The organism is Pseudomonas sp. BJa3 (assembly GCF_026343815.1).
GTDB lineage: Bacteria > Pseudomonadota > Gammaproteobacteria > Pseudomonadales > Pseudomonadaceae > Aquipseudomonas > Aquipseudomonas soli.
Genome location: NZ_JAOXMC010000002.1, coordinates 41,445 through 56,931, shown reverse-complemented (window position 1 = coordinate 56,931; position 15,487 = coordinate 41,445). Strand labels below are relative to the sequence as shown.

The following is a 15,487-nucleotide window of genomic DNA, read 5'->3' as shown; positions in this document are numbered from 1 at the left end:
AAGGCGCCTCGCGGGAGGCGCCTTTACACCACTGGCCTTGGCTGAATGGAAGAACCCGGCCAAGATCCGCCCCCTCTTGCGTTCACAGCTCAACCCTCCTTCTTGATACTGGTTTCGCCAACAAGGTGTGGGAAGTGGTGCAGCAGGTCACTGCACCAGCTGGTTGATCTCGATGATCGGCATCAGCACCGCCATGACGATCAGCAGCACCACCGCCCCCATGATCACGATCATCAGCGGCTCGAGCAGCGCGGTCATGCCCATGGCGCGGCGCTCGATGTCCTTGGCCAGGCTGTCGGCGGCGCGGTCGAGCATCGGCGGCAGGTTGCCGGTCTTCTCGCCGCTGGCGATCAGGTGGATGAGCAGCGGCGGGAAGACCTTTTCCACCGCCAGCGCCGAGGCCAGCCCGGCGCCCTCGCGCACCCGTGCGGTGGCCTCGCTGACACACTGGTCGAGGCGATCGTTGCCCAAGGTCTGGCGCGCCGCCTCCAGCGCACGCAGCAGCGGTACCCCGGCGCTGCCGAGGATCGCAAGCGTGGAAGCAAAGCGCGCCGTGTTCAGGCCCAACACGAAACGGCCGAACAATGGCAGCCGCAGGATCCGGGCGTGCCAGGCCAGGCGCGCCGCCGGGGCGCGCAGGTAGACCCGCCAGGCCCAGAACGCCCCGGCCATCAGGGCGAAGCACAGCACGCCCCATTCACGCACGAAGTCACTGGCCGCCAGCATCGCCAGGGTCAGCCCGGGCAGGTCCTGACGTGCCTGGGTGAAGGCGCTGACCACCTGCGGCACCACGTAGCTGAGCAGGAAGATGACGATGCCCACCGACACCAGCCCGACCACGCCGGGATAGATGAAAGCGGTGAGTATCTTGCCGCGCAAGGTGTTGCGCTCCTCGATGTAGTCGGCCAGGCGCTCCATTACCTGGGCCAGGTCGCCGGACTCCTCGCCCGCCGCCACCAGCGCCCGGTAGATTTCGGGGAAGTCCCGCGGCCGTTCGGCCAGTGCGTCGGCCAGGCGCATGCCACTGCGCACATCGCCGCGCACTGCCGCCAGCAACTGCGCCACAGGCTTGCGCTCGGCCTGTTCCAGGGTCGCGCCCAGCGCCGCCTCCAGCGGCAGGCCGGCGGCCAGCAGGCTGGCCAGCTGACGCGTGGCCCAGGCCAGGTCGCCATCACTCAGCCGGGCGCTGAACAGGCCCGCGCCCTGCATGGCAGCGGCCTGGGCCTCGACCTCCAGCGCAGTCAGCCCCAGGCCGCGCAATTGCGCCATCGCGGCGCCCGGACTGTCGGCTTCGAGCAGCCCTTTGATGATATGCCCCTGGGCGTCGGCGGCTTCATAGCGGTAACGGTTCATCAGGTATCCCGTGTCACGCGCAGGATTTCTTCCAGGCAGGTGCTGCCGCTGTCGACCCAGCGCTGGCCGTCCTCGCGCATGCTGCGCATGCCGTTACCCCGGGCGGCGGCGCGCAGGGCCTGTTCATCGGCGCCCTGGTGCACCAGGGCGCGCACTGCGTCGTCCACGCAGAACAGCTCGTGGATGCCGGTGCGCCCGCTGTAGCCTGAGTGATTGCAATGCGCGCAGCCCACCGCCCGGTACTGCCCGGGCGTGGCCGGATCGGGCTCGCGGCAGTGCGGGCACAGACGCCGCACCAGGCGCTGGGCCAGCACGCCGAGCAGCGCCGAGGCCAGCAGGAACGGCTCGACGCCCATGTCGACCAGGCGGTTGACCGCCGACACCGCATCGTTGGTGTGCAGCGTGGCCAGCACCAGGTGCCCGGTCAGCGAGGCCTGCACGGCGATCTGCGCGGTCTCCAGGTCGCGGATCTCGCCGATCATGATCACGTCCGGGTCCTGGCGCAGGATGGCGCGCAGGGCCACGGCGAAGCTCATGTCGATACGCGCGTTGACCTGGATCTGGCTGATCCCCGGCAGGTCGTATTCCACCGGATCCTCGACGGTGAGGATGTTGCTGACACTGGCATCCAGCCGCGCCAACGCCGCGTATAGGCTGGTGGTCTTGCCCGAGCCGGTGGGGCCGGTGACCAGCACGATGCCATGCGGCTGGCGGATCAACTGGTCCAGCCGTGCCAGCACCGCGGCGTCCATGCCCAGCGCCTCCAGGCGCAGGCGCCCGGCCTGTTTGTCCAGCAGGCGCATGACCACGCGCTCGCCATGGCCGGTGGGCACGGTGGACACGCGGATATCGATGGGCCGCCCGGCCACGCGCAGGGCGATGCGGCCGTCCTGGGGCAGGCGCTTCTCGGCGATGTCCAGCTGCGCCATGATCTTAATCCGCGACACCAGCGCTCCGTGCAACGCCTTGCGCGGCGAGACCACGTCGCGCAGGGTGCCGTCGACCCGGTAGCGCACCAGGCAGTGGCTCTCGAACGGCTCGATATGAATGTCGCTGGCCTGGTCGCGGGCCGCCTGGGTGAGCAAGGCGTTGATCATGCGGATCACCGGCGCGTCGTCCTGGGCCTCGAGCAGGTCGGTGACTTCCGGGATGTCCTGCAGCAGGCGGTCGAGGTCCACCTCGTTCTCCGCCGCGCCCACCACCGCCGCGGCGCTGCCGGTATCGGCGTAGGCGCTGACCAGCAACGCGTCCATGTTCGCGTCGGTAACCGCTTCGACAGCCACCGCGCCAAAGCGCCGACGCACCTCTGCCACCGCCCAGCCCGGGCTCGAAGGGCAACACGAGAGTACCGCCCTCGCCTCGTCATCGGCCTGCAGCACCACCCGCTGGGCCTTGGCCCAGGCATAAGGCAGGCGGCTCAACGGGCCACCTCGTCCACCGGCACGGCACGGATCGAGGCCCGTGGCGCCTGCGATGACACCGGCCGCGCGCGGCCCTGGTCGGGCACGCCCTGCTCCACCGGCGGCAGCAGCGGCATGTCCATGTCCGGCAGTGCCCAGGAGTGCTCGGGCTTGAGGTTGCCCTGGGTACGCCGGATGAAGTCGTAGCGGTTCAGGGTGATGCTGCGCCCGGCCGCGGCATCGCGCACGATGTACGGGCGCAGGAACACCATCAGGTTGGTCTTGGTGCTGGCCCGGCGCTCGCTGCGAAACAGCGCGCCTACCCCCGGCAGCCCGGACAGCCACGGGATGCCCTCGTTGCTCTGGGTGTAGCCGTCCTGCAACAACCCACCGAGGACCATGATCTGGCCATCGTCGAGCAGGATGCTGGTGTCGATGGCGCGCTTGTTGGTCACCGTGCCGGCGGCACTGGAGGCACGCTGGTCGACGCTGCTGACCTCTTGGTAGACGTCGAGCTTGACCGTGCCGCCCTCGGAGATCTGCGGCCGCACGTTCAGGCGCAGGCCCACTTCCTCGCGCTGGATGGTCTGGAACGGGTTGTTGCTGTTGCCGCCGCCATCGGTTACGTACTGGCCGCTGACGAAGGGGATGGTCTGGCCGACGAAGATGCTCGCCGCCTCGTTGTCCAGGGTCAGCAGGTTGGGTGTAGACAAAACGTTGCTGCCCCCCTTGCTGGTCAACGCACGGGCCAGCACCTTGAGGTCGAGCACCTCGCCGATGCCGGGGATCTTCACCGTGCCATCGACCACGCCCACCGACAGCCCCTTGGGCAGCACATCGATGCTGCTCGGCCCCTTGACCAACCCGCTGCCACCGAGGTTGGCACCGCCGAACACGCCATTCTTGCCTAGGTTGCCGGCCTGCCACTGAATGCCGAACTCATTGGCGTCGTCCTCGCCGACCTCGACGATCAGGCTTTCCACCACCACCTGGGCGCGGCGTTGATCAAGCTGGTCGATGACCTCGCGCAGGCTGCGATACAGCGGCTCCGGGGCGGAAATCAGCAGGGTGTTGGTGGTCTTGTCGGCCTGGATGGTCGCGCCGCCGGCGGAGAACGCGGTGCCCTGGTCGTTCTGCTGCGCGCTGGCGCCGTAACCGTTCGGCGTGCTGCCGGCGCCCAGGCTGTTGCCGCGGTTCTGGCTGCCAGTTGTACTGCTGTTCTGCGTGGCGCTGTTGTTGCCGGTGCTGGCGCCGTTGCCGTTGCCACTGCCGGCGGTGAGCATGCCGCCACCGCTGAGCAGCGCACGCGTGCCGTCGGCAGTGGCACTGTCGCTCTCGCCGGTCAGCAGCCCGCGCAGGCTCTGCGCCAGCTTGTCGGCCTGAGCATTGCGCAGGTACACCACGTGCAGGTTGCCGGCGCTGTTCTGCGCATTGTCGAGCTTGTAGACCAGGTCACGGGCCAGCTGGGTACGCTCGGGGCTGCCGGAGCGGATCACCACGCTGTTCGAGCGCGGATCGCCCAGCACGCTGATCTTCTGGGTCGGGTCGCTACCCTGGCTGTCGAGCAGTTCGTTGACCATGCTGGCGATGTCGCTGGCGATACCGTTGTTGATCGCCACCACATCGGTGTCGATGGCGCTGGGGATGTCGACCCGGTCAAGGATCTGCGCGACCCGCTCGAGGTTTTCGGCGTAATCGGTGACGACCAGGGTGTTGTTACCCGGGTAGGCGTTGATCGGGTTGTCCGGCGAGACGATCGGGCGCAGCACCGGGATGAGGTTGACGGCATTTTCATACTGCAGGCGGAAGGTCCGGGTGACCATGCCGTTGCCGGCGTCGCGGTCACCGCTCACCAGCGCGCCGCCAAGCAGCTTGGCGTCGGCCTGGGGTACCACCTGGGCCACGCCGCCGACATCGACCACGCTGAAGCCCTGCATGCGCAGGGCCGACAGCAGCATGGAATAAGCCTTGGCGGCAGGCACCTCGCCTTCGGAAACCAGGGTCAGCTGGCCCTTGACCCGTGGATCCACCAGGAACTGGCGACCGGTGGCGCGGGACAGGCCGCGCACCACTGCCTGGATATCGGCATCGACGAAGTTCAGCTGTACCGGCTGGTCGCCCAGTGGATTGGCCGGCGCGGGTGCGGCCACCGCGCGGCTGTGGCGCTGGCCGACCCGGGGCGGCGACTGGCGCTGCAGCGGGCGGCTCTGCGGTTCGCGGTGATCCAGGGTGCCCGCCGTGGCACCGGCTTCGGCCAGCGGGCGGCCCAGCTCGCTGCTGGCCAGGGGGCGTTGCACGCTCGGCGCGCTGGCGCAGGCGCTGAGTGCCAGGGCCAGGAGCAAGGGCGCGAACGGCAGTCGCGGTGAACGGAGGCACGTCATGAAGGGTCCTTAGCGCCATGCGCCTGAGTCATGCGAAGGGTTCCGGAAAAGGTCACCGGGCTGCCGGGCTCGCCGGGGTCCCGGCGCAATGTCAGCTGGCCAACACCGAGCCCAAGGCGCAGCGGCACAGACTGCAACCAGGCCATGGCCGCCTCTGCGGGGGCCCGCTGCCAGCCCAGGTGCCAGGTATCGCCCTCGCTGTCGAGCTGTGACTGCGCCAGCAGGCCAGCCTGCTCCAGGCTCTGGCGCAAAGCCTGGGCGGTATCCGCAGGCCGTTGTGCCAGGTGCTCCCCTAGCAGTGCATCGAGCGCCTGCGCCTGGCTGCGCAGCTTGGGTGTTTCGGCCCGCCAGTGGTCGATCCGGGCCAGGGCTGGCTGCACCAGTACCTGCCAGCAGAACAGCGCGCCGAGCAAGCCGCCTGCCAGGGCGACCGCACGACGCTCCCTCGCGGCCAGGGCTTGCCAGCGTTGCCGGGCCTGACCGCGCAGCAGGCCCAGGCGGGTCTTAATCGACATGGGCCAGCTCCTCGCCGGATGGGTTGGCCGCACGCAGGGTCCAGCCTTGCCCACTGGCCTGGCCTTCGATGCCGCGTGCGGCGAGGTCGGCCTGCCAGGCACTGTCCGCCGGGGCCTTGCCGCCATCGTCCAGGGGAGTGAGGCGCAGCACGCCATCCTGATAATCCAGCGCCTCGACATTGCCTGCCAAAAACGGCATGACCTGGCCGGCGCCGTCGAGCAAGACCGCCAGCCCCGAGCCAGCGCCACCCTGCCCGGCCTGCAGTTGCTGACGTGCCTGCTGCAGGGGGTTGAGCACTACCGGCAACTGCGGGAAGGCCATGCGCACCTGGGCGACCATGTGCGCACGCAACTGCTCACCCTCGTCGGCCAGGTGCGCGGCATAGAGGTTCAAGCCCAGGCACCAGATCACTGCCGCCGCGCCCCAGATCGCCAAGGTGCGTCCCAACGCTGGCGATTTCACAGGCCCGGCAAGCCCGCCGGCCAAATCGACTGACGACGCGGTATCCTCCTGCCGGGCGAACAGCCCGGCCACGCGGATACCATCGGCCTGCAGCCATGCCTGCAAGCGCGCCATCTGCGCAAGGCCCAGCCAGGCCACGGCGACGTTCCCATCTGCCTGGCGCGGCCCGTGCGCCACGTGGACCTGCCCGGCATCGCCGAGCACCAGCCCCTGGACCGCGCAACCCACCGCCGCGCTCAAGCGCTTGCCCGTCAGCGGTGGCAAGGCCAGGACCAGGGCCAGGCTGTCGTGCGCATGCAAGTGCAGGCGCCAGGATCCACCCTTGATCTCGCGCTGCAATTGCCCGCGTGTGGCCTGGCCGCCACGCTCGGCCTGGCGGTAGTCCAACAGCGAGGCATCCTCCAGCTCCGCCAACGGCGGCAGCTGCACATCAACCAGCGTACTCATGCGCCCACCCGGCTCCAGATGACATCCGGCAACTGCCCCTCGCGCTGGCGCAGCAGCGCCTGCAGGGGTAGTTCGCGGCTGCCCAGGCGCGCCTGGCCGCGCAGGCGGAACCAGTCGCTGTTGATCCCCACCCGCACATTGGCCATGGCCAGCTGCGGCATGCGCAAACGGTTGACGAAATCGCCCCGGTTGATGAACCAGCGCCCACTGTCGCGCTCGGCCACCAGCGCCATGGCCTGCTGCAGCGGCAGGCCCGGCACCTGCGCGGCGAGCACTTCGGCACTGGCGGTGTTGCCATTGATCCAGGTCATCGCCGGCAGCACCGTGACGAATCGGCGCAGGCGCTGCAGGGCCTCGGCGTCCATGCCCTTGAGCCCGACCAGGGCATCGACGCTGCGCAGCATCGGGCGCCTGGCCGGCAACGCCTCGGCGGCAACGGCCGGCGAGGTCGCACGGCCGCCTTGCAGGCCTTGACCGGCACTGCCGGGGGATACCGGCGGACGCTGTGGGTAGCTGTCGATCACCTGCCCGGCGATGGCCGTGGCCAGCCGCTCGCCGATGCCGATCAGCGCGCACAGACGCTGGAAGGTCGCCAGAGCCTCGCTGTCCACCTGGCCATCGACCACCAGGTTGCGCAGGTTGAACTTGCCCTGCTCATCCTCCAGTTGCCCATCGAAGCGCACGCTGCCGGACGGCACATCGCGCAACGGTCGCGTCCAGGGTTGGCCGCCACGTACCAGCGGATCGCGCAGGCGTTGTTCGAACAACACCCTGCGGCTAAGTTGCAGGCCGCCCTCCAGGGCCCATTGCCCCTGCAGCGCCATCTGGCGGTTCTCCACCTGCCGGGTCTGCAGCCCCTGGCGTTCGATCATGCCTGCGGCGATCACCGCCACCACCGCGGCAATCAACAGCGCACTGATCACGGCCATGCCGTCCTGGCGCGCCATGGCCGGTCACAACTGCCAGGAGCCGAGGTCGGCGTTCACCCCATCGCCCCCGGCCTGGCCGTCGGCGCCCAGGGAAAACACATCGATCTCGCCGTTGGCGCCCGGGTTCAGGTACTGGTAAGGGCGGCCCCAGGGGTCGTTGGGCAGGCGGTCGAGGTAGGCACGCCATTGGCCATCCTTGGCTTGCGCCGGCTTCTCCACCAACACCTTCAGGCCCTGGTTCTGGTTCGGGTAGGCGCCGTTGTCCAGGCGGTACAGCTTCAGTGCCTGCATCAACCCGCCGATGTCCTGGCGCGCCGCCGTGGCGCGGGCCTGGTCGGGGCGGTCGAGCACCTTGGGCACCACCATCGCCGCGAGGATCCCGAGGATCACCACCACCACCATGATCTCGATCAGGGTGAAGCCCTGCTGGCGCAAACGGCAGGCGGGAAGGTTGCGGCGGGCGATCTGCATCTCGGCATTCCTTGCGTGAGTTCGAATCGGGGGCCGATTGTGGCAAGGCGGTATGTCACGGATATTGAAAAAGCTCGGGAGTCGGCGTCGTCAAAGCGTCATCGGGCCGCTCTACAGTGCCGCTTTGCCCTGCGCGAAAGGTGCCCTGTGCGTGCCACCGAGGATGGTTTCACCCTGATCGAAGTGCTGGTGGCGTTGACCATCGTGGCGGTGGCCATGGCCGCCGCCGTGCGCGCCAGCGGCTTGATGACCCAAGGGAACGGGCTGTTGCGCGACAAGGCGCTGGCCTTGCTCGCCGCCCAGGGACGCCTGGCCGAACTGCGCCTGGAAGGCAGCGCCAGGCCGGGCGTCAGGCAGTTCGAATGCGACCAGGGCCGCCTGCGCTTGCGCTGCGAGCAGCGTGTATCGCGCTCGCCCCACGGGCTGCTGGAGGTGTCGCTGCAGGTGTTCGACAGCCAACATGAAGGACCGGCGCTGGCGCGTTTGCAGACCCTGCTCGTTGCCGCCGAAGCAGCGCCCGCTACCTAGTGTGGTTCATGCAAAAAAATGTAACAGCCTGCCATTCGGCAAGCCCGGCGTCCGCGTCTAGGCTCAACCGTATGTGATGCCGGGCCCCTCTGACGGTTTGCGCCGCCATGTCGGAATCACTGTTGCCATGCAACGTCGACAATCAAGGAGGGGCTCATGACGGCTCTGCACACATTCCTTTTCACGCCTTTTCTCGGCACCAGCGCCTGGTTGTGGCTGGTCTTCATCACCATCGTCATCGCCTTGCTGGTCCTCGACCTCGGTGTGCTGCACCGCCAGGACCGCGAGATCGAGATGCGCGAAAGCCTGTTGCTGTATTCGGGCTACTTCAGCGTCGGCGTGCTGTTCGGCGTATGGGTCTGGTATGAACTCGGGGCACAGCCGGCGCTGGAGTTCTATACGGGCTTCCTGGTCGAGCAGTCGTTGTCGATGGATAACGTGTTCGTCATGGCGATGATCTTCAGCTTCTTCGCCATCCCCCGCCGCTATCAACACCGCGTGCTGTTCTGGGGCATCCTCGGGGTAGTGGTGCTGCGGGCGATCATGATCGGCGTGGGCGCCGCACTGGTGCAGCACTTTGCCTGGGTGCTGTATATCTTCGGCGCCTTCCTGCTGTTCACCGGGGTGAAGATGGCCCTGTCCAAGGATGACGCCCACCCGGACCTGGCCATCAACCCGGTGCTGCGCTTCGTGCGTCGGCACATGCGGGTAACCGACCAGCTGCATGGCCGGCACTTCTTCGTCCATCTCACGCCGCCCGGAACCGACCGCGCCATCCGCTATGCCACACCGCTGTTCCTGGCCCTGGTGCTGATCGAGCTGGCCGACCTGGTGTTCGCCGTCGACAGCGTGCCGGCGATCTTCGCCATCACCCAGGACCCGTTCATCGTCTACACCTCGAACATCTTCGCCATCCTTGGCCTGCGCTCGCTGTACTTCGCCCTGGCGGCGCTGATGCACCGCTTCGTCTACCTCAAATACGCGCTGGCGCTGGTGCTGATCTTCATCGGCTGCAAGATCTTCTGGCACGGGCTGGTGGGCAAGGTACCGGCCGGGATTTCGCTGGGGGTCACGTTCGGGCTGTTGCTCGGCGGCGTACTGCTGTCGTTGCTGCGCACGCGCAATCAGCAGCAACCGGCCGAACAACAACCCGTGCAGGACGAACCACTGGCCGCAGTGGACAAGCCGCCAACCACTCCCAGCGACAGCAATCCCGAGAAGAAAGGCCCGCACCTGCGGGTCTGATCAGGGCGCGAGCCCCTCGACGATGATCACCTGCGCCATCGCCGCACCTTGGCGATGGCGGCAGGCCTCCTGGTACAGGTCCGAGCGATAGCAGGCCACGGCCTGCTCATAGGAATCGAACTCGATCACCACGCTGCGCTGCGGCGTCGCCCGCCCCTCCAGCGCGTCGCTACGCCCGCCCCGGGCCAGGAAGCGCCCGCCGAAGGCGACGAATGCCGCCGGGGCGCGCTGGGTGTATTGCAGGTATTGCTCGGGGTCGGTGACGTCCACGTGGGCGATCCAGTAGGCCTTCATTCGTCGCGCTCCTGTTGCACGGTCATTTTCGTATTATGGTATACCATAAAACTTTCTTGACCAGCATGAGCGTGCAACATGGCCTTCAACAGCATCGAAGAACTCCTCGAGGACTATCGCCAGGGCCGGATGGTCCTGCTTGTGGACGACGAGGACCGGGAAAACGAAGGCGACCTGCTGATCGCCGCCGAGCGCTGCGACGCCCAGGCCATCAACTTCATGGCCCGCGAGGCGCGTGGCCTGATCTGCCTGACGCTGACCGACGAACACTGCCAGCGCCTGGGCCTGGAACAGATGGTGCCAAGCAACGCCAGCGTGTTCGGCACCGCCTTCACCGTGTCGATCGAGGCCGCCAGCGGCGTGACCACCGGTATTTCCGCCGCCGACCGGGCGCGCACCGTCGCTGCGGCCATGGCCGCCGATGCCCGCCCCGAAGACCTGGTACAACCAGGCCACATCTTCCCCCTGCGCGCCCGCGAAGGCGGCGTGCTGACCCGCGCCGGGCACACCGAGGCCGGTTGCGACCTGGCCCGCCTGGCAGGCTTCGGCCCCGCTTCGGTGATCGTCGAGGTACTCAATGACGACGGCAGCATGGCCCGCCGGCCGGACCTGGAAGTGTTCGCTGCCCGCCACGGCATCAAGATCGGCACCATCGCCGACCTGATCCACTACCGGCTGAGTACCGAGCAGACCATCAAGCGCATCGGGGAACGTGCATTGCCCACGGTGCACGGCACGTTCCGCCTGGTGACCTACGAAGACCGCATCGAAGGCGGCGTGCACATGGCCATGGTCATGGGCGAGATCCACCGCGAGCAGCCCACCCTGGTGCGCGTGCATGTGATCGACCCGCTGCGCGATCTGGTCGGCGCCGAGTATGCAGGCCCAGCCAACTGGACGCTGTGGGCGGCGCTGCAGAAGGTCGCCGAAGAAGGTGCCGGGGTGGTGGTGATCCTGGCCAACCATGAATCCTCCCAAGCCTTGCTCGAACGCGTGCCGCAATTGACTCAGCCAGTACGGCCCTACCAGCGCGGCCAGTCGAAGGTCTACTCGGAGGTCGGCACCGGCGCGCAGATTCTCCAGGACCTGGGCGTGGGCAAGCTGCGTCACTTGGGGCCGCCACTCAAGTACGCGGGGCTGGCCGGGTACGAGCTGGAGGTGGTGCAGAGCATTCCGTTCGAGGGCAATTGATTTCACGGGCTGCAAGCACTGCCTGTCAGCTGGCTCCCACAGGGACCTCGCAATTCCTGAGACCCGCGCCGTATCTGTGGGAGCCGGCTTGCCGGCGATGGGCCGCAAAACGGTCCTGTCGCCACGCGGAGTGATGGCCGGTCAGCGCCGACCTCTTGCGAAAAGTTTGGAATACCATAATATGACATTCCGTAGACCTTGAATTCTGCCGGCCGCACCTACACTGACATGACGGCCATGCTCCACCCGTTTGACGCTGCTCCCCGAACATGATTGGCGGGCGACAGAAGCCCGCCTCGAATAACAAAAGCAACGAGGGCGTAACCATGCTGTTGAGCAAACGAGTAACCGCAGTGCTGTCCGCCAGCCTGCTGACCCTGGCCTGCCAGGCCACCCAGGCGGCCGACAGCCTGAACTTCGTCAGCTGGGGTGGGACCACCCAGGATGCGCAGAAGGCCGCATGGGCCGAACCCTTCAGCAAGGCGTCGGGCATCAAGGTGGTGCAGGACGGCCCCACCGACTACGGCAAGCTCAAGGCCATGGTCGAGAGCGGCAACGTGCAGTGGGACGTGGTCGATGTCGAAGCCGACTTCGCCCTGCGCGCCGCCAGCGAAGGCCTGCTCGAACCCCTCGATTTCAAACAGATCCAGCGCGACAAGATCGACCCGCGCTTCGTCTCCGACCATGGCGTCGGCTCGTTCTTCTTCTCCTTCGTGCTCGGCTACAACGAGGGCAAGCTCGGCGCCAACAAGCCGGTGGACTGGTCCGCCCTGTTCGACACCAAGACCTACCCCGGCAAGCGCGCCTTGTACAAGTGGCCCAGCCCCGGCGTGCTCGAACTGGCCCTGCTGGCCGACGGCGTGGCGCCCGACAAGCTCTACCCGCTGGACCTGGACCGCGCCTTCAAGAAGCTCGACACCATCAAGAAAGACATCGTCTGGTGGGGCGGCGGCGCCCAGTCGCAGCAACTGCTGGCCTCGGGTGAAGCCTCGCTCGGGCAGTTCTGGAACGGCCGCGTGTATGCCTTGCAGCAGGACGGCGCGCCGGTCGGCGTGAGCTGGAAGCAGAACCTGGTCATGGCCGATTTCCTGGTCATCCCCAAAGGCGCGAAGAACAAGGACGCAGCCATGAAGTTCCTGGCCAACGCCAGCAGCGCCGAAGGCCAGGCCGAGTTCGCCAACAAGACCGCCTATGCCCCGGTCAACGTCGACAGCGTGGCCAAGCTCGACAAAGACCTTGCGCCGAACCTGCCGACCGCCTACGCCCAGGACCAGGTGACCCTGGACTTCGCCTACTGGGCGAAGAACGGCCAGGCCATCGCCGCCCGCTGGAATGAGTGGCTGGTCAAATGAAAGTCGCCATCAATGCCCTGCACAACGCGCAAGGTGCCCCCAGCGGCACCGGCGCTCCCGGGGCGGCCGAGCGTCGCCCGCCCATCAGCCAACGCTGGCGCGGCAGCCGCAACCTGCTGCCGGCGCTGCTGTTCCTCGGCCTGTTCTTCTTCGCCCCGCTGGTCGGCCTGCTGCTGCGCGGGGTGCTGGAGCCCGAGCCGGGCCTTGGCAACTATGCGCAGCTGTTCGCCAACTCGGCCTATGCCCGGGTGCTGTTCAACACCTTCTCGGTGGCCGGCCTGGTCACCCTGATCAGCGTGCTGCTGGGCTTCCCGCTGGCCTGGGCAATCACCCTGGTGCCCAAGGGCTGGGGGCGCTGGCTGCTGAACATCGTGCTGCTGTCGATGTGGACCAGCCTGCTGGCGCGCACCTACTCGTGGCTGGTGTTGCTGCAGAGCTCGGGGGTGATCAACAAGGCGTTGATGGCCATGGGCATCATCGACGCCCCGCTGGAGATGGTGCACAACCTCACCGGCGTGGTGATCGGCATGAGCTACATCATGATCCCGTTCATCGTCCTGCCGTTGCAGGCGACCATGCACGCCATCGACCCGATGGTGCTGCAGGCCGGTTCCATATGCGGCGCCAGCCCCTGGACCAACTTCTGGAAGGTGTTCCTGCCGCTGTGCCGCTCGGGGCTGTTCTCCGGCGCGCTGATGGTGTTCGTCATGTCGCTCGGTTACTACGTCACACCGGCCCTGCTCGGCGGCGCGCAGAACATGATGCTGCCCGAGTTCATCATCCAGCAGGTGCAGTCGTTCCTCAACTGGGGCCTGGCCAGCGCCGCCGCCGCGCTGCTGGTGGTGATCACCCTGGTGCTCTTCTACCTGTACCTGAAGCTGCAGCCGGAGTCTCCGGTCGGCAACGCGAGGTAAACCGCCATGCTGCTTTCCCCCAATGCCATGGGTCGCCCGCTGCGCACCGGGCTGTACCTGACCACCGGGCTGATCGCCGCCTTCCTGCTGCTGCCGGTGGTGTTCATCATCCTGCTGTCGTTCGGCTCGTCACAGTGGCTGGTGTTCCCGCCACCGGGCTGGACCTTCAAGTGGTACGCGCAGTTCTTCGCCAACCCCGAGTGGATGGACGCGGCGCTGGCCAGCCTCAAGGTGGCGCTGCTCACCACCTTCGCCGCCGTGGCGCTCGGCCTGCCCACCGCCTTTGCCCTGGTGCGCGGTCGGTTCCCGGGCCGCGAGCTGCTGTACGGGCTTTTCACCATGCCGATGATCGTGCCCCTGGTGATCATCGCCGTGGCGGTGTACGCGCTGTTCCTCAAGCTGGGCTACACCGGCACCTTGTTCGCCTTCGTGGTGAGCCATGTGATCGTCGCCCTGCCCTTCACCATCATCTCGATCATCAACTCGCTCAAGCTGTTCGACCAGTCCATCGAGGACGCCGCGGTGATCTGCGGCGCCTCGCGCCTGCAGGCGATCTTCAAGGTGACCTTCCCGGCGATTCGCCCGGGGATGATCGCCGGCGGCCTGTTCGCCTTCCTGGTGTCGTGGGACGAGGTGGTGCTGAGCGTGATGATGGCCAGCCCCGACTTGCAGACCCTGCCGGTGAAGATGTGGACCACCCTGCGCCAGGACCTGAGCCCGGTGATCGCGGTGGCCTCGACGCTGCTGATTGGCCTGTCCCTGCTTGTGATGTTCATTGCCGCCGCCCTGCGCCGGCGCGCCGAAAACGCCTGACTGCCCGGAGACAATGACAATGAGTGCAGTGATCAAAGACGATACCCGCAACCAGACCCTGGTCAGTCTGCGCGGCCTGAACAAGCACTACGGCGACTTCACCGCCGTGGACAACCTGGACCTGGAGATCCAGGACGGCGAGTTCCTCACCTTCCTCGGCTCCAGCGGCTCGGGCAAGTCCACTACCCTGTCGATGCTGGCCGGCTTCGAAACGCCCAGCAGCGGCGAGATCCTCGTCGACGGCCAGTCGCTGGTCAGCGTGCCGCCGCACAAGCGCGACATCGGCATGGTGTTCCAGCGCTACTCGCTGTTCCCGCACCTGAACGTGCGCGACAACATCGGCTTCCCCCTGGCCATCCGCAAGCTCGGCGCCGACGAGACCCGCAAGCGCGTGGAGGCGATGCTCAAGCTGGTACGCCTGGAACCCTTCGCCCACCGCAAGCCCTCGCAGATGTCCGGCGGCCAGCAGCAGCGCGTGGCGATCGCCCGCGCGCTGGTGTACGAGCCGCGCATCCTGCTGATGGACGAACCGCTCGGCGCACTGGACAAGAAGCTGCGCGAAGACCTGCAGGACGAACTGCGCCAACTGCACCGGCGCCTGGGCATCACCATCGTCTACGTGACCCACGACCAGGAGGAGGCAATGCGCCTGTCCCAGCGCATCGCCATCTTCAGCCATGGCCGCATCGTCGGCCTGGGCACCGGCTACGACCTCTACCAGAACCCGCCGAATGCCTTCGTCGCCTCGTTTCTGGGCAACTCCAACTTCCTGCGCTTCACTGCCAGCGGCAACGGCGCCGGGCACTTCGAGGGCCAGCCGGTAACGGTGCGCCTGACCCCGGGCCTGGCCAACGGCCAGGAAGCGCTGATCATGGTGCGCCCGGAAAAAGCCCTGGCGCTGACCGTCGAACAGGCGGCGCGTGAACCCTTGCCGGCAGGTTGGAACGAAGTCACCGCCACGGTCGCAGAGCTGCTGTTCCTCGGCGAAAGCCAGACCTGCCATGTGGTCACCCAGGGCGGCACGGCGCTGACGGTCAAGGCGCTGTCCGCCGCGGGCATGCCCATGCAGCCGGGCGACCAGGTCAGGGTGCGCTGGGCCGTGGCGGATGCATGCATCTACACCGACTGGGCCGAGAGCGACCTGAGCAAGGGCGCCGGGGCGCATTGAGCCAACCAGGGGCCGTGGCGCGG

General features: G+C 67.4%; 15 protein-coding genes. 7 read left to right on the top strand and 8 right to left on the bottom strand.

Annotated features, from left to right (window positions below):
• Positions 1 to 147: 147 nt before the first annotated feature.
• From gspF to gspG, 7 genes are read right to left on the bottom strand one after another with little or no spacing between them, the layout of a single operon-like run.
• Positions 148 to 1,353: a type II secretion system inner membrane protein GspF gene (gene gspF, locus OH705_RS02025; protein WP_267300783.1), complete on the bottom strand. Its 1,206-nt coding sequence runs from the start codon at positions 1,351 to 1,353 to the stop codon at positions 148 to 150.
• Positions 1,353 to 2,774 carry a type II secretion system ATPase GspE gene (gene gspE, locus OH705_RS02020; protein WP_038705899.1) on the bottom strand — a complete coding sequence of 474 codons (1,422 nt, stop codon included), beginning with the start codon at positions 2,772 to 2,774 and terminating at the stop codon, positions 1,353 to 1,355. Before gspE ends, gspF begins: the two co-directional genes overlap by 1 nt.
• The gene (gene gspD / locus OH705_RS02015; protein WP_104444041.1) at positions 2,771 to 5,134 is read right to left on the bottom strand and encodes a type II secretion system secretin GspD; all 2,364 of its coding nucleotides are present in this window, start codon (positions 5,132 to 5,134) and stop codon (positions 2,771 to 2,773) included. Before gspD ends, gspE begins: the two co-directional genes overlap by 4 nt.
• Positions 5,131 to 5,649, bottom strand: coding sequence for a type II secretion system protein GspM (gspM, locus tag OH705_RS02010; protein WP_267300779.1), 519 nt, complete (start codon positions 5,647 to 5,649; stop codon positions 5,131 to 5,133). The genes gspD and gspM overlap by 4 nt, the downstream gene beginning before the upstream one ends.
• Positions 5,639 to 6,559 carry a type II secretion system protein GspL gene (gspL, locus tag OH705_RS02005; RefSeq protein ID WP_094011081.1) on the bottom strand — a complete coding sequence of 307 codons (921 nt, stop codon included), beginning with the start codon at positions 6,557 to 6,559 and terminating at the stop codon, positions 5,639 to 5,641. Before gspL ends, gspM begins: the two co-directional genes overlap by 11 nt.
• Complete coding sequence (gene gspK / locus OH705_RS02000; protein ID WP_038705896.1) at positions 6,556 to 7,506, bottom strand: type II secretion system minor pseudopilin GspK; 951 nt, start codon at positions 7,504 to 7,506, stop codon at positions 6,556 to 6,558. Before gspK ends, gspL begins: the two co-directional genes overlap by 4 nt.
• A gap of 6 nt (positions 7,507 to 7,512) precedes the next feature.
• Positions 7,513 to 7,959 (bottom strand): type II secretion system major pseudopilin GspG, encoded by a 447-nt coding sequence (gspG, locus tag OH705_RS01995; protein WP_094011080.1) that lies wholly within the window; start codon positions 7,957 to 7,959, stop codon positions 7,513 to 7,515.
• 147 nt (positions 7,960 to 8,106) lie between these two features.
• On the opposite strand from gspG, the gene gspI reads away from it, so the two are divergent.
• Positions 8,107 to 8,487: a type II secretion system minor pseudopilin GspI gene (gene gspI / locus OH705_RS01990; RefSeq protein ID WP_038705894.1), complete on the top strand. Its 381-nt coding sequence runs from the start codon at positions 8,107 to 8,109 to the stop codon at positions 8,485 to 8,487.
• A gap of 156 nt (positions 8,488 to 8,643) precedes the next feature.
• A complete protein-coding gene (locus tag OH705_RS01985; protein WP_267300777.1) occupies positions 8,644 to 9,732 on the top strand; it encodes a TerC family protein in 1,089 nt (362 codons plus the stop codon).
• Here the strand turns inward: OH705_RS01985 and OH705_RS01980 are convergent, their stop codons facing one another.
• The gene (locus OH705_RS01980; protein WP_267300776.1) at positions 9,733 to 10,026 is read right to left on the bottom strand and encodes a DUF1330 domain-containing protein; all 294 of its coding nucleotides are present in this window, start codon (positions 10,024 to 10,026) and stop codon (positions 9,733 to 9,735) included. It lies immediately after the preceding gene.
• 78 nt (positions 10,027 to 10,104) lie between these two features.
• Here OH705_RS01980 and ribBA point away from each other — a divergent pair, with 78 nt between their 5' ends.
• From ribBA to OH705_RS01955, 5 genes are all read left to right on the top strand, one after another.
• A complete protein-coding gene (gene ribBA / locus OH705_RS01975; protein WP_110605394.1) occupies positions 10,105 to 11,217 on the top strand; it encodes a bifunctional 3,4-dihydroxy-2-butanone-4-phosphate synthase/GTP cyclohydrolase II in 1,113 nt (370 codons plus the stop codon).
• 326 nt (positions 11,218 to 11,543) lie between these two features.
• Positions 11,544 to 12,569, top strand: a complete 1,026-nt coding sequence (locus tag OH705_RS01970; protein WP_094011077.1) for an ABC transporter substrate-binding protein — start codon at positions 11,544 to 11,546, stop codon at positions 12,567 to 12,569.
• On the top strand, positions 12,566 to 13,483 hold the full coding sequence (locus OH705_RS01965; RefSeq protein ID WP_038705891.1) for an ABC transporter permease: 918 nt from the start codon (positions 12,566 to 12,568) through the stop codon (positions 13,481 to 13,483). Before OH705_RS01970 ends, OH705_RS01965 begins: the two co-directional genes overlap by 4 nt.
• A gap of 6 nt (positions 13,484 to 13,489) precedes the next feature.
• Positions 13,490 to 14,296: an ABC transporter permease gene (locus OH705_RS01960; protein WP_038705890.1), complete on the top strand. Its 807-nt coding sequence runs from the start codon at positions 13,490 to 13,492 to the stop codon at positions 14,294 to 14,296.
• A gap of 19 nt (positions 14,297 to 14,315) precedes the next feature.
• Complete coding sequence (locus tag OH705_RS01955) at positions 14,316 to 15,464, top strand: ABC transporter ATP-binding protein (RefSeq protein WP_038705889.1); 1,149 nt, start codon at positions 14,316 to 14,318, stop codon at positions 15,462 to 15,464.
• Positions 15,465 to 15,487 lie beyond the last annotated feature (23 nt).